We start from the raw sequence: 13,000 nt of genomic DNA, 5'->3' as shown, positions 1-13,000 counted from the left end.
TGGTTGATTCGTTCAACTGTTAGCCAGTCTTCGTATCCCTGTCCTGCCCCCGAGCCAAGAGGTAAGCGTGTCAGCGAGGCTAGAGGCCGAGCACCTGTACAAGGTGTTCGGCAGAAAACCGGATCAGGCGGTCGAACGACTGCGCAAGTCTGCCGACCGGGAGGAGTTGCGCGCCGACGGCACCACGGCCGCCGTCATCGACGCCTCCTTCACCGTGGAGCCCGGCGAGATCTTCGTGGTCATGGGGCTGTCCGGATCCGGCAAGTCCACGCTGCTGCGCATGCTCAACGGGCTGCTGGAGCCGACCGCCGGACACGTCCGCTTCGGCGGCGAGGACCTCACCGAGATCAGCGAGCGGCAGCTCCGCGAGGTCCGCTCGAAGAAGATCAGCATGGTCTTCCAGCACTTCGCGCTCTTCCCCCACCGCAGCGTCCGTGACAACGCTGCCTACGGTCTTGAAGTGCAGGGCGTGCCCCGCGCCGAGCGCGAACGCCGCGCCGACGAGGCGCTCGCCCTGTGTGGCCTGGCCGGCTGGGAGAAGTCGTGGCCGGACGAGCTGTCCGGCGGCATGCAGCAGCGCGTCGGCCTCGCCCGCGCGCTCGCCACCGACGCCGATCTGCTGCTGATGGACGAGTCCTTCAGCGCCCTCGACCCGCTGATCCGCCGCGACATGCAGGACCAGCTGATCGAGCTGCAGAAGACCCTGAAGAAGACCATCGTCTTCATCACCCACGACCTCAACGAGGCCATGCGCCTGGGCGACCGCATCGCCGTCATGCGCGACGGCCGCATCGTGCAGATCGGCACCGCGCAGGACATCCTCATACGTCCCGCCAACGACTACGTCGCCTCCTTCACCCAGGACGTCGACCGCTCCCGCGTCCTGACCGCGGGTGCCGTCATGGAGACGGAACTGCGCGGCGACGAGGCCGACTGCGACTGCGAGACGGCCACGCCCGGCACGCCCTTCACCGAGCTGTGCGCCATCAGCGCGCGCGTCCCGCACCCCGTCGCGGTCGTCGACGGCGACGGGGACCTGGTGGGCGTCGTCCCGTCCCGCCGCCTGATCGGCTTCCTGGGCGACGAGCAGGCCGACGCCGGCACCTGCGACTCCCGGCGCGGCAAGGGCCCCGAGAAGGTGATGGCCCGTGCCTAGGATTCCGCTCGGCGACTGGGTCAACGACGCCGTCGACTGGCTGCTCCAGCACGTCGCGTGGCTCTTCGACTTCCTGAAGACCGTCTTCACCGGCACCTACGACGGCATCAACGCCGTCCTCCAGGCGCCCGAACCGCTGCTCCTGGTCGGCATCTTCGCCGTCATCGCCTTCTGGCTGCGCGGCACCGTCGCCGGTGTCCTCACCTTCCTCGGATTCGCGTTCATCGTCTCCCTGGAACTGTGGGAGAACGCGATGATCACCCTGGCGCTGGTGCTCGTCGCCACCATCATCGCGCTGGTCGTCGCGGTGCCCGTGGGCATCTGGGCCGCCCGCTCCGACCGGGTCAGCGGCATCGTCCGGCCGGTGCTGGACTTCATGCAGACGCTGCCCGCGATGATCTATCTCATCCCGGCGATCCTGTTCTTCGGCACCGGCGCCTCCGCGGGCATCGTCGCCACCCTGATCTTCGCGCTCGCCCCGGGCGTGCGCATGACCGAGCTGGGCATCCGCCAGGTCGACAAGGAACTGGTCGAGGCCGCCGAGGCCTTCGGCACCAGCCCCCGCAACACGCTGCTGCGCGTCCAGCTCCCGCTGGCGCTGCCCACGGTGATGGCGGGCGTCAACCAGGTCATCATGCTCGGCCTGTCCATGGCCGCTATCGCCGGCATGGTCGGCACCGGCGGCCTCGGCGGCGACGTCAACGAGGCCATCGGCCAGCTCAACGTGGGCCTCGGCTCCGAGGCCGGCGTCGCCATCGTCATCCTGGCGATCTACCTCGACCGCATGACCAGTGCCCTGGGCACCCAGGTGTCGCCGCTGGGCCGGCGCGCCGCCGCCAAGGCCCGGGCCGCGAGCGGTCTGAAGATCTGGTCCTACCGGCCCCGCCCGCAGGTCGCCGTGATCGGCGTCGTCGTCCTGGGCCTCGTGGCCGGCGGCATGGGCATCTTCGGCGGCTCCGGCGACACCGAGGGCGTCGCCGAGGGCAAGAACGTCGGCCAGGGCAAGAAGGTCACCCTCGGCTACGTCCCGTGGGACGAGGGCGTCGCCTCCACCTTCCTGTGGAAGGAGATGCTCGAACAGCGCGGCTACGAGGTGGAGGCCAAGCAGTTCGACGCCGGGCCGCTCTACACCTCCCTCGCCCAGGGTGACATCGACGTCGTCACCAACTCCTGGCTGCCGACCACCCACGAGCAGTACTGGAAGAAGTACGGCGACCGGCTCGACGACCTCGGCTCCTGGTACGACAACACCTCCCTGGAGCTGACCGTCCCCGCCTACATGAAGGACGTCGACTCGCTGGCGGACCTCAAGGGCAAGGCCGGCCTGTTCGGCGGCAAGGTCACCGGCATCGAGTCCAGCGCGGGCGAGATGGCCCTGCTGAAGAGCAAGGTCCTCGGCGAGTACGGCCTGGACAAGGAGTACAAGGTCGTCGACAGCTCCACGCCGGCGATGCTGGCCGAGCTGAAGCGGGCCATGAGCAAGAAGGAACCGATCGTCGTCACGCTCTGGTCCCCGCACTGGGCGTACAACGACCTCGACCTGAAGAAGCTGAAGGACCCGAAGGGCGCCTGGGGCCAGGGCGACGGCGTGCACACGCTGTCCCGCAAGGGCTTCGCCGGCGACGACCCCACCGTCGCCCAGTGGATGAAGGACTTCGAGCTCACCGAGAAGCAGCTCACCAGCCTCGAGGCCGAGATCAACAAGGCCGGCAAGGGCAAGCAGCAGGACGCCGTGCGCACCTGGCTCGAGTCCAACCCGGGCCTCGTCGACAAGCTGGCCCCCGTGCAGGGCGGCTCCGGCGCCACCCCGGCCGAGGCCGAGCGCGCCGTGGACGTCGCCTGGTTCCCCTGGGACGAGGACGTCGCCGTCACCTACCTGTGGAAGAACGTCCTGGAACGGCGCGGCTACAAGCTGAACCTCAAGCAGATGGACGTCGGCCCGGTCTACACCGGCCTGGCCTCCGGCGACATCGACCTCAACTTCGACGCGTGGCTGCCCCACGCCCAGAAGAACTACTGGGACAAGAACAAGGACAGACTCACCGACCTGGGCACCTGGTACGAGCCGACCTCCCTGGAGATCGCCGTCCCCTCGTACGTGAAGGACGTCAAGTCCCTCGCGGACCTCAAGGGCAAGGCCGGTCTCTTCGACGGCAGGATCATCGGCATCGAGCCCGGCACCGGCGAGATGCAGCTCCTCAAGGACGAGGTCCTGCCGGGCTACGGCCTGGACAAGGAGTACAAGGTCGTCGACGGCTCCACCCCGGCGATGCTGGCCGAGCTCAAGCGGGCCTACGCGAAGCACGAGCCGGTCGCCGTCGTCCTGTGGTCGCCGCACTGGGCGTACAGCGAGTACGGGCTGACCAAGCTGAAGGACTCCAAGAAGGCCTTCGGCGAGGGCAACACGATCCGTACGATCTCCAGCGAGAAGTTCCCCGGGCAGTACCCGCAGCTCACCAAGTGGATCAAGAACTTCCACATGAGCGAGGACGAGCTCGGCAGCCTGGAGGCCGAGATCAAGAACCGCGGTCAGGGGCACGAGGAGCAGGCGGTGGCCGACTGGCTGAAGGAACACCCGGACATGGTCGGGCGCATGACCCCGCAGTGACCGGATGAACCGGCGGTAGGACGGCCTTCCGCACCGGACGCCCCCGAGGGGTGGGTCCCCGCGCTTCCCGAGCGCGAGGCCCACCCCTCGGGTCGTTTCTCCGCCGGACCACGGTCGGGATCCGGACAACCACGGAGTGCCACACCGCCTCGCGGGACGGTCGGCGACATGATGCGGACCGGCGGGAACACCGGGAGCCGCCGGTGCCTTGAACCGGTAGGGTGCCCGCCGCACGAAGCGGGCGGCTCGTCGCGTGGCGAGAACCGAGAGGTCGCGGCCACCGCACCGTGACAGCGATGTGACGGCCGCATGAAACGGTTTGCCGAACATGCGTAGGGTGCAGGGAACCCCTCGGGGGACGGTGCCCCGGCACGGGACGGCGGGACCACGGCGACGGGCGAAGGAGGGAGCCGGAGCGATGGGCGACCACAAAGACCAGCACCTTCGAGTGGGCGCGGCCGTACGGCGCCGCCGCCGGACCCTGGAGCTCACGCTCGCCGTGGTCTCCGAGCGCAGCGGCCTGTCCGTGCCCTTCCTGAGCCAGATCGAGAACGACCGGGCCCGCCCCAGCCAGACCTCCCTGGAGAAGGTGGCCGACGCCCTGCGCACCACCGCCGTGGAGCTGCTCGCCGCCGCCGACCCCGCGTGCAGCGTGGACGTGGTCCGGGCCGAGGACCCCGACCCCGAACTCGGGCCCAGGGTGCGCTCCCTGGTGCGCGGCCACCACCAGATGCACGCATCCGAGTTCACCGGTGACCACGACGCGGGCCGGGAACTGCAGTACCGCAACGACCAGTTGATGTTCGTCGCCGAGGGTGCCGTGGAGATCGAGGCAGAAGGGCGCGCCTACCGGCTGGGCCGCGGCGACACCCTGTACCTGACCGGCGGGGTGCGCCACCGCTGGCGGGCGACGGTGCCCGACACGCGGCTGATCGTCGTCGCCGTCGCCGAGCACATCGAGGCCGTACGGAACCGGCCGCGCCGGTGAGGCCGCGGTGAGAGTCGTCTCCCTGGTGCCGTCCCTGACCGAGTCCGTGGCCCGCACGGTCCCCGGCGTCCTGGCCGGCGTCACCGACTGGTGCACGCACCCGGCCGGTCTCGACGCCGCCCGGATCGGCGGCACGAAGAACCCGGACGTCGAGCGGATCCTCGCCCTCTCGCCCGACCTGGTGCTCGCCAACGAGGAGGAGAACCGGGCCCCCGACCTGGAGGCGCTGCGCGCGGCCGGTGTCGAGGTCCTGGTCACCGAGGTGCGCACCGTGGCACAGGCCTTCGTGGAACTCGCCCGGGTGCTGGCTGCCTGCGGCGCGCCGTCCCGGCCCGGGTGGCTGGACGCGGCCGAGCAGGCCTGGTCGGCCGTGCCGGCCCCGTCTGCCGCGGAGCAGCGCGTCACGGCCGTCGTGCCGGTCTGGCGCCGGCCCTGGATGGTGCTGGGCCGCGACACCTTCGCCGGCGACGTGCTCGCCCGCCTCGGTGTGGACCACCTGTACGCCGGCCACGCCGAGCGCTACCCGAGGGTCCCGGTCGACGAACTGCGGGCGGCCCGCCCGGACGTCGTGGTGCTGCCGGACGAGCCGTACCGCTTCACCGCCGCCGACGGCCCGGACGCCTTCCCCGGCCTGCCCTGCGCCCTCGTCGACGGACGGTCCCTCACCTGGTATGGGCCGTCACTGGCCGAGGCGCCCCGGCGGCTGGGCGCGGCCCTGCGAGCAGCGCGCCGCTGACCAGCCCGCGCCCGGTGTGCACGGCGGCGACGGCCCAGGCGGCGACGAGCAGCGCGTACAGGACGAGGGCGAGCACCTCGCAGGCGGCGAGACCGGTGTGCCGGGCCAGCGCCTCGGCGCCGGTGACACAGGTCCCCACCGGGAAGGTGAACGACCACCACGTCATCGAGAAGCGCATGCCCCGGCGCCGGGCCCGCACGACGTGCGCGGCGGCCAGGCACAGCCACAGCAGCGCGAAACCCGTCACCGGAACGCCGTACAGGACGGCGAACACGGCGAACCCCTCGGCGTACGGGCCGGGCAGCACACCGGGGGCCGCGTCCGCGAACTTCCCCACGGCGGTCGTGGACTGCCCGAGCGGGCCGAGCACCAGGAACAGCGACGGGGTGAGCGCGAGCGGCAGCGGGCCGCCCGTCAGCAGCCTCCCGAAGATCACCGGGAGGGTCACCAGCGTCGCCAGCAGACTCATCCCGAACATCGCGACACAGGCCAGCAGCAGCGTCGCGCGGGGCTGGCCCGGCGGCAGACGCGGCACCAGCAGCGGGCCGACGGCCGCGGACACCATCGGCGCGACGAGCGGCAGCAGCCAGACCGGGGTGGCCTGACCCGGCTCCATCCGGTGCCGTACGGCCATCAGGTACGGCACGGCGACCGCCGCCGCGAGCCCGATCGCCGTACCGGCGGTGAACAGCACCGTGCCGAGGGCGACCGCGGCCGGCCCGCCGGTCCAGTCCCGGCCCACGGTCACGGCGCCGCCGCCGACCGCCAGCAGGGCCATGGAGAGGCAGCCGTAGAAGGGGGCCGCCGCCGGATCCAGCAGATGGGCGCGGGCCTGGTCGCGGTGGTACCGCCAGTGCAGGGACCGGGCCAGGAGCAGGGCCGCCAGCACGGCCAGGGACAGCGCCCAGACGGCGGTGCAGACGGGGCGCAGACCCGGCACCTGCCGGGGGAGCCCGGCGCCCGCGGTGCCGACGACGGCGGTGCCCATGACGCACGCGTACCAGTTCGGACCGAGATGACGGACGGCCGGGACACGCCGTACCGGGACGGGGGTGGGGGACAAGGGCTGGGCTGCGGTGACCATGCTCCTACCGTCCCGGCGCCCGAAGCCCCTGACCAGGGACCATGTCCCTATGGGGGCATAAGCTGGGGTTATGAGCAGCTGGAGTGTCAGGGGCAACGGGGAGGACGGACCCGGCGAGCCGGGGCGGCACGTCGCGGGCTCGCTGTCGCACCGGGTGCCGGATCTCGGCGCACTGGAGCTGCTGCTGGCGGTGGCGCGGCTGGGCAGTCTCGGCGCGGCGGCGCGCGAGCTGGGCATCACCCAGCCGGCCGCCAGCAGCCGCGTCCGCTCGATGGAGCGCCAGCTCGGGGTGGCCCTGGTGGACCGTTCGCCGCGCGGCTCCCGGCTCACCGATGCCGGTGCGCTGGTCACGGACTGGGCGCGCCGGATCGTGGAGGCGGCCGAGGCGTTCGACGCGGGCGCGCAGGCGCTGCGGGACCGGCGCGACTCACGGCTGCGGGTGGCGGCGAGCATGACCATCGCCGAGTACCTGCTGCCGGGCTGGCTGGTCGCGCTGCGCGGCCAGCTTCCGGACACGGCCGTGTCGCTGCTAGCCGGGAACTCGGCGGCCGTGGCGGAGCGGCTGCTGGCCGACGAGGCGGATCTGGGGTTCGTGGAGGGCGTGAGCGTCCCGGCGGGTCTGGACTCCGCCGTCATCGCCCACGACCGGCTGATCGTCGTGGCGGCACCCACGCACCCGTGGGCCCGGCGGCGCCGCCCGCTGGCCGCGCAGGAGCTGGCGGCGACCCCGCTGATCCTGCGGGAGGAGGGCTCGGGCACCCGGCAGGTCCTGGACGCGGCCCTGGGCGGCCTGGCCCGTCCCCTGATCGAGCTGTCGTCGACCACCGCGGTGAAGGCCGCCGCGGTCGGCGGCGCCGGCCCCGCGGTCCTCAGCGAACTCGCCGTCGGCGAGGAACTCACGACGCGGCGCCTGGTCAGCGTGCCCGTGGCGGACGTCGCCCTGGCCCGCGACCTGCGCGCCGTGTGGCCGACGGGCCACCGCCCGACGGGCCCGGCACGCCGACTGCTGTCCCTGACCCGGGGCTGACCCGGCCCACCGGCGGTGAGCGGCCGGCACCCCGGGGCGGGCGGCCCCGCCGCCGGGGTCGTTCAGGCGGAGCCGACCCGCGTCGCCGCGTCCACCAGGGCCCGCATCACGCGGTCGTCCTCGCCCATCTCCGGATGCCACTGCACGCCCAGGGCCCAGCCGTCGGCGGGCGGCAGCTCGACCGCCTCCACCGTTCCGTCCGCCGCGTACGCCGAGACGACCAGGCCCGCGCCGAGCCGCTCCACCGCCTGGTGGTGGTACGTCGGCACGAACATCTCCTCCGCCACCACCCCGGCGTACCGCGTCCCCGGCACCGGTGTGACCGGATGGCCGCCGAACACGCCCACCGCCTCCGCGTGGCCCTCGATGTGCTGCACGAGCGTGCCGCCCAGCGCGACGTTCAGCAGCTGCATGCCCCGGCAGACGCCCAGCAGCGGGACGCGTGCCGCGAGGGCCGCCCCGACGAGCGCGAGCTCCCACGCGTCGCGGGCGCGTGCGGGCGGACCGGTGCGCGGGTCGCGCTCGGCGCCGTAGCGGACCGGCTCCACGTCCGGGCCGCCCGCGACGACCAGGCCGTCGAGGCGGGCGACGGCCGCGGCGGCGTGCTCCGGCGCGTCCGGCGGGAGCAGAGCGGCCAGTCCGCCCGCCCGCTGCACGAGCCGTGGATACGCGGCGGGCAGCAGCGCCGCCTCCAGCTCCCAGACCCCCCAGCGCGCCCCGGGCTCCAGATACGTACTGACGCCGATCAGCGGCCTGTCACCCATCCGACCTCCCGGTGAAGTACCAAAGGACCGTCGTCATACCATTGCCGGCCGGCCCGCGCGCGTAACGCTCACGCCAGGAAGCCACGGAGCAGTGCGGCCGTCCCCGCGCAGTGCTCCCGCGTGATCTCCCGCGCTCCGTCCGCGTCCCCGTCGAGCACGGCCTCCACCAGCGCGGTGTGCTGCCGCTGCGAGTGCTCCAGGTTGCGCACCAGCAGCGGGATGCAGTCCAGCAGGCCGTTCACGCTCGCCCGGACGGCCGCGTACTGCGCGGTCAGCGTCGGCGAGCCGCACAGCTCCGCGAGGGCCAGGTGCAGCATCGTGTCCAGCCGCCGGTACTCCGCCAGCGGCGCGTCGTGCGTGGCGTCCAGCGCCGCGCGCAGCCGCGCCGCCCGCCCGCCCGTCAGCCCGTGCGCCGCGCACAGCCCGGCCGCGCCCACCTCCAGCACCTCCCGGAAGCGCAGCACGTCCTCGAGGTCGACCCCGGCGATCCGGCGCCGCAGCTCGTCCTCGCCGCCCGCGTCCGGGCGGGGCAGCACGAACGTGCCGCCGTACCGGCCGCGCCGGGCCTCCAGCAGCCCCTGGTCCTGGAGCACCTTCAGGACCTCGCGCAGCGTCACCCGGCTGACCCCCAGCCGCTCCGCCAGCTCCCGCTCGGCCGGCAGCCGCCCGCCCGCCGGCACCAGGCCCAGCCGGACCACCTGGAGGATCTGCTCCAGCGCCTCCTCGAAGCCGTTGCCGGCCCGCACCGGCCGCAGCACCGGCGTGAGCCGGTCCGGCACGCTCCCACCGTTCCCCTCCGGCATACCGCCGCGCCCCCTTCCCAACAATGGTTCCCGGCAATACCTTATGGGTCCCGGTCGGAAGGAGGCCCCTCCGTGGCAGACCGCACAGCCCCGCTCGGCGTCGAGGAACTGCACGCCCTGGTCGCGGGCGGTGAGATCGACACCGTCGTCCTGGCCTTCCCGGACATGCAGGGGCGCCTGCAGGGCAAGCGGTTCGCCGCGCGCTTCTTCCTCGACGAGGTCCTCGAGCACGGCACCGAGGGCTGCAACTACCTCCTCGCCGTCGACACCGACATGAACACCGTCGACGGCTACGCGATGTCCTCCTGGGACCGCGGCTACGGCGACTTCGCCCTGCACGCCGACCTGGACACCCTGCGCCGCCTGCCCTGGAACGGGGGCACGGCCCTGGCCGTCGCCGACCTCGCCTGGGCCGACGGCTCCCCGGTGTCCGCCGCGCCCCGCCAGATCCTGCGCCGCCAGCTGGACCGCCTGGCCGGACACGGCTGGACCGCCCGGGCCGGCACGGAACTGGAGTTCATCGTCTTCCGGGACACCTACGAACAGGCCTGGGACGCCGACTACCGCGCCCTAACCCCGGCCAACCGGTACAACGTCGACTACTCGGTGCTCGGCACCGGCCGCGTCGAACCCCTGCTGCGCCGCATCCGCAACGAGATGGCCGGCGCCGGCCTCGCCGTCGAGTCCGCCAAGGGCGAGTGCAACCCCGGCCAGCACGAGATCGTCTTCCGCTACGACGAGGCCCTCGTCACCTGCGACCAGCACGCCGTGTACAAGACCGGCGCCAAGGAGATCGCCGCCCAGGAGGGCATGTCGCTCACCTTCATGGCCAAGTACAACGAACGCGAGGGCAACTCCTGCCACATCCACCTCTCCCTCGCGGACGCCGACGGGAACACCGTCATGCCCGGCGACCGGGAGGGCGGCATGTCCGAGGTCATGCGGCACTTCCTCGCCGGCCAGCTCGCGGCGCTCCGGGAGTTCTCGCTCCTCTACGCCCCGAACATCAACAGCTACAAGCGCTTCCAGCCCGGCTCCTTCGCCCCGACCGCGGTCGCCTGGGGGCACGACAACCGCACCTGCGCCCTGCGCGTCGTCGGCCACGGCCGCTCCCTGCGCTTCGAGAACCGGCTCCCCGGCGGCGACGTCAACCCGTACCTCGCGGTGGCCGGCATGGTCGCGGCCGGCCTCCACGGCGTCGAACAGCGCCTGGAGCTGCCCGATCCCTGCCCGGGCAACGCCTACGCCGCCGGCTTCGCGCACGTCCCGACCACCCTGCGCGAGGCCGCCGAGCTGTGGGAGAACAGCGCCATCGCCAGGGCCGCCTTCGGCGACGAGGTCGTCGCCCACTACCGCAACATGGCACGCGTCGAACTCGACGCCTTCGACGCCGCGGTCACGGACTGGGAGCTGCGCCGCTCCTTCGAACGCCTGTGAGGCCCCCGTTGCCCGACGACCTGCGGGTACTGAACCCCGCCACCGAAGAGGTCCTCGCGACCGTCCCCGCCGCCTCCGCCGCCGACGTGGACGCCGCCGTCGTCCGGGCGGCGCGGGCCCAGACGGCCTGGGCGGCCCTCGCGCCGGGCGACCGGGCCCGGCTGCTGCGCCGCTTCGCCGCCGCCGTCGACGGCCACCTGGAGGAGCTCGCCCGGCTGGAGGTCCGGGAGGCCGGGCACACCGTCGGCAACGCCCACTGGGAGGCGGGCAACGTGCGTGACCTGCTCGACTACGCCGCCGGGGGAGTGGAGCGGCTCACCGGCCGGCAGATCCCGGTGGCGGGCGGCCTCGACGTGACCCTCCTCGAACCGCTCGGCGTGGTCGGCGTCATCGCGCCCTGGAACTTCCCGATGCCGATCGCCGCCTGGGGCACGGCCCCCGCGCTCGCGGCCGGCAACGCGGTCCTCCTCAAGCCCGCCGAGACGACCCCGCTGACCGCTCTGCGCCTGGGCGAACTGGCGCTGGAGGCCGGCCTGCCGGAGGGCCTGCTCCAGGTGCTGCCCGGACGCGGCCCGGTCACGGGCGACGCGCTCGTCCGGCACCCGGGCGTCGCCAAGATCGTGTTCACCGGGTCGGCCGCCGTGGGCCGCCGGGTGGCCGCCGCGGGGGCGGCCCTGCTCAAGCCCGTCACCCTCGAACTCGGCGGCAAGAGCCCGAACATCGTCTTCGCCGACGCCGACCTGGAGGCCGCCGCGGCCGCCGCCCCCATGTCCTTCCTCGACAACGCGGGCCAGGACTGCTGTGCCCGCACCCGCATCCTCGTCCAGCGCGCCGTCCACGACCGCTTCCTCGACCTCCTCGCCCCCGCCGTCGAGTCCGTCCGCGTCGGCGACCCGGCCGACGAGGACACCGACATGGGCCCGCTGATCTCCCGGACCCACCTGGACCGCGTCCGCTCCTACGTCCCCGACGGCGCGGCCGGCATCCGCGGCAAGGCACCCGAGGGCGGCCCCGGCTTCTGGTTCCCGCCCACCGTCCTCACCGGCGTCGACCCGCACGCCCGGGTGGCCGTCGAGGAGGTCTTCGGGCCCGTCGCCGTCGTCCTGCCCTTCGAGGACGAGGCCGACGCGATCCGCCTGGCCAACGCCACCGACTACGGCCTCTCCGGCTCCGTGTGGACCCGGGACGTCGGCCGCGCCCTGCGCGTGTCGGGCGCCGTGCGCGCCGGGAACCTGTCCGTCAACTCCCACTCCAGCGTGCGCTACTGGACGCCGTTCGGCGGGTTCAAGCAGTCCGGGCTGGGCCGCGAACTGGGCCCGGACGCACTGGCCGCCTTCACCGAGACCAAGAACGTCTTCCTCAGCAACGTCCCGACGAGCCCGGAGGGCCCCGCACAGTGAGCGAAGCGACCGAGGAGATCATCTGCCGCCGCCTGACCGGCCGCACCGCCGTCGTCACCGGAGCCGGCAGCGGCATCGGCCTCGCCTCCGCCCGCCGGCTGGCCTCCGAGGGTGCCCACGTCGTCTGCGGCGACGTGGACGAGACCCGGGGCAGGGCGGCGGCCGAGGAGACCGGCGGCCTCTTCGTCAGAACCGACGTCACCGACCCCGAGCAGGTCGAGGCACTGTTCCGGGCGGCGTACGACACGTACGGCAGCGTCGACGTCGCCTTCAACAACGCCGGCATCTCCCCGCCCGACGACGACTCCATCCTGGAGACCGGCCTGGAGGCCTGGAAACGCGTGCAGGAGGTCAACCTCACCTCCGTCTACCTGTGCTGCAGGGCCGCCCTGCCCCACATGCGGCGCCAGGGCAGGGGCTCGATCATCAACACCGCGTCCTTCGTCGCGCGGATGGGCGCCGCCACCAGCCAGATCTCGTACACGGCCTCCAAGGGCGGCGTCCTCGCCATGTCCCGGGAGCTGGGCGTGCAGTTCGCGCGGGAGGGCATCCGCGTCAACGCCCTGTGCCCCGGCCCGGTCGACACCCCGCTGCTGCGGGAGCTGTTCGCCAAGGACCCGGAGCGGGCCGCGCGCCGGCTCGTGCACATCCCGGTCGGGCGCTTCGCCGAGGCCGAGGAGATCGCCGCCGCCGTCGCCTTCCTGGCCAGCGACGACTCCTCCTTCGTCAACGCCACCGACTTCCTGGTGGACGGCGGGATCTCCGGGGCCTACGTCACACCGCTGTAGATCGCCGCACCGGCGTCCTACAGTGCCGGGATGAGCATGACGCCTCCGCCCGGCTGGTACCGCGACCCGTCGGACCCGCACCGGGAACGCTGGTGGGACGGCGCGGCCTGGACCGAGCACCGGCGTGCGCCCGAGGGCTTCGGCCCGCCCGTGCCGCAGCCCCCGGCCGTGCCGCGGGCGCCGGGCGGCGGCCCCGGGCAGCGGCGGCC

12 protein-coding genes are annotated in these 13,000 nt (G+C 73.2%); 9 read left to right on the top strand and 3 right to left on the bottom strand.

What is annotated here, in order from left to right; translation table 11 throughout:
* Positions 1-67: 67 nt before the first annotated feature.
* The 4 genes from ACFWJB_RS27380 (at position 68) to ACFWJB_RS27365 (ending at position 5,488) form a co-directional block, all read left to right on the top strand.
* Positions 68-1,156: a glycine betaine/L-proline ABC transporter ATP-binding protein gene (locus tag ACFWJB_RS27380; RefSeq protein WP_385458405.1), complete on the top strand. Its 1,089-nt coding sequence runs from the start codon at positions 68-70 to the stop codon at positions 1,154-1,156.
* Positions 1,149-3,764 carry an ABC transporter permease/substrate binding protein gene (locus ACFWJB_RS27375; RefSeq protein WP_385458404.1) on the top strand — a complete coding sequence of 872 codons (2,616 nt, stop codon included), beginning with the start codon at positions 1,149-1,151 and terminating at the stop codon, positions 3,762-3,764. The genes ACFWJB_RS27380 and ACFWJB_RS27375 overlap by 8 nt, the downstream gene beginning before the upstream one ends.
* A gap of 418 nt (positions 3,765-4,182) precedes the next feature.
* Positions 4,183-4,752: a helix-turn-helix domain-containing protein gene (locus ACFWJB_RS27370; RefSeq protein ID WP_385458403.1), complete on the top strand. Its 570-nt coding sequence runs from the start codon at positions 4,183-4,185 to the stop codon at positions 4,750-4,752.
* Positions 4,753-4,759: 7 nt separating this feature from the next.
* Positions 4,760-5,488 carry a helical backbone metal receptor gene (locus ACFWJB_RS27365; protein ID WP_385458402.1) on the top strand — a complete coding sequence of 243 codons (729 nt, stop codon included), beginning with the start codon at positions 4,760-4,762 and terminating at the stop codon, positions 5,486-5,488.
* On the opposite strand, the gene ACFWJB_RS27360 is transcribed toward ACFWJB_RS27365, so the two are convergent.
* The gene (locus tag ACFWJB_RS27360) at positions 5,415-6,572 is read right to left on the bottom strand and encodes a TDT family transporter (RefSeq protein WP_386925472.1); all 1,158 of its coding nucleotides are present in this window, start codon (positions 6,570-6,572) and stop codon (positions 5,415-5,417) included. The genes ACFWJB_RS27365 and ACFWJB_RS27360 overlap by 74 nt on opposite strands.
* 70 nt (positions 6,573-6,642) lie before the next feature.
* On the opposite strand from ACFWJB_RS27360, the gene ACFWJB_RS27355 reads away from it, so the two are divergent.
* Positions 6,643-7,599, top strand: a complete 957-nt coding sequence (locus tag ACFWJB_RS27355; RefSeq protein WP_385458400.1) for a LysR family transcriptional regulator — start codon at positions 6,643-6,645, stop codon at positions 7,597-7,599.
* 62 nt (positions 7,600-7,661) lie between these two features.
* On the opposite strand, the gene ACFWJB_RS27350 is transcribed toward ACFWJB_RS27355, so the two are convergent.
* Positions 7,662-8,363, bottom strand: coding sequence for a gamma-glutamyl-gamma-aminobutyrate hydrolase family protein (locus tag ACFWJB_RS27350; RefSeq protein ID WP_385458399.1), 702 nt, complete (start codon positions 8,361-8,363; stop codon positions 7,662-7,664).
* Between the two features lie 68 nt (positions 8,364-8,431).
* Entirely contained in the window at positions 8,432-9,166 is a 735-nt protein-coding gene (locus ACFWJB_RS27345) for a FadR/GntR family transcriptional regulator (protein WP_386925469.1), read from the bottom strand.
* Between the two features lie 72 nt (positions 9,167-9,238).
* On the opposite strand from ACFWJB_RS27345, the gene ACFWJB_RS27340 reads away from it, so the two are divergent.
* The 4 genes from ACFWJB_RS27340 to ACFWJB_RS27325 all read left to right on the top strand — a co-directional run.
* Positions 9,239-10,603: a glutamine synthetase family protein gene (locus ACFWJB_RS27340; RefSeq protein WP_385458397.1), complete on the top strand. Its 1,365-nt coding sequence runs from the start codon at positions 9,239-9,241 to the stop codon at positions 10,601-10,603.
* Positions 10,604-10,611: 8 nt separating this feature from the next.
* A complete protein-coding gene (locus ACFWJB_RS27335) occupies positions 10,612-12,003 on the top strand; it encodes an aldehyde dehydrogenase family protein (protein ID WP_386925467.1) in 1,392 nt (463 codons plus the stop codon).
* On the top strand, positions 12,000-12,791 hold the full coding sequence (locus ACFWJB_RS27330; RefSeq protein WP_386925465.1) for a 3-oxoacyl-ACP reductase: 792 nt from the start codon (positions 12,000-12,002) through the stop codon (positions 12,789-12,791). Before ACFWJB_RS27335 ends, ACFWJB_RS27330 begins: the two co-directional genes overlap by 4 nt.
* A 30-nt stretch (positions 12,792-12,821) precedes the next feature.
* Positions 12,822-13,000, top strand: a 179-nt coding sequence (locus ACFWJB_RS27325; protein ID WP_386925518.1) for a DUF2510 domain-containing protein, incomplete at its 3' end; no start/stop codon positions are given.

It is taken from the genome of Streptomyces sp. NPDC127100 (assembly GCF_042724095.1).
GTDB lineage: Bacteria > Actinomycetota > Actinomycetes > Streptomycetales > Streptomycetaceae > Streptomyces.
This window is presented reverse-complemented; position numbering and strand designations above follow the sequence as displayed.

What these genes read in the sequence shown, in the direction of transcription:
- ACFWJB_RS27360 (WP_386925472.1), bottom strand. Translation starts at nt 6,572, where the DNA reads ATGGTCACCGCAGCCCAGCCCTTGTCCCCCACCCCCGTCCCGGTACGG.
- ACFWJB_RS27345 (WP_386925469.1), bottom strand. Translation starts at nt 9,166, where the DNA reads ATGCCGGAGGGGAACGGTGGGAGCGTGCCGGACCGGCTCACGCCGGTG.
- ACFWJB_RS27355 (WP_385458400.1), top strand. Translation starts at nt 6,643, where the DNA reads ATGAGCAGCTGGAGTGTCAGGGGCAACGGGGAGGACGGACCCGGCGAG.
- ACFWJB_RS27370 (WP_385458403.1), top strand. Translation starts at nt 4,183, where the DNA reads ATGGGCGACCACAAAGACCAGCACCTTCGAGTGGGCGCGGCCGTACGG.
- ACFWJB_RS27350 (WP_385458399.1), bottom strand. Translation starts at nt 8,363, where the DNA reads ATGGGTGACAGGCCGCTGATCGGCGTCAGTACGTATCTGGAGCCCGGG.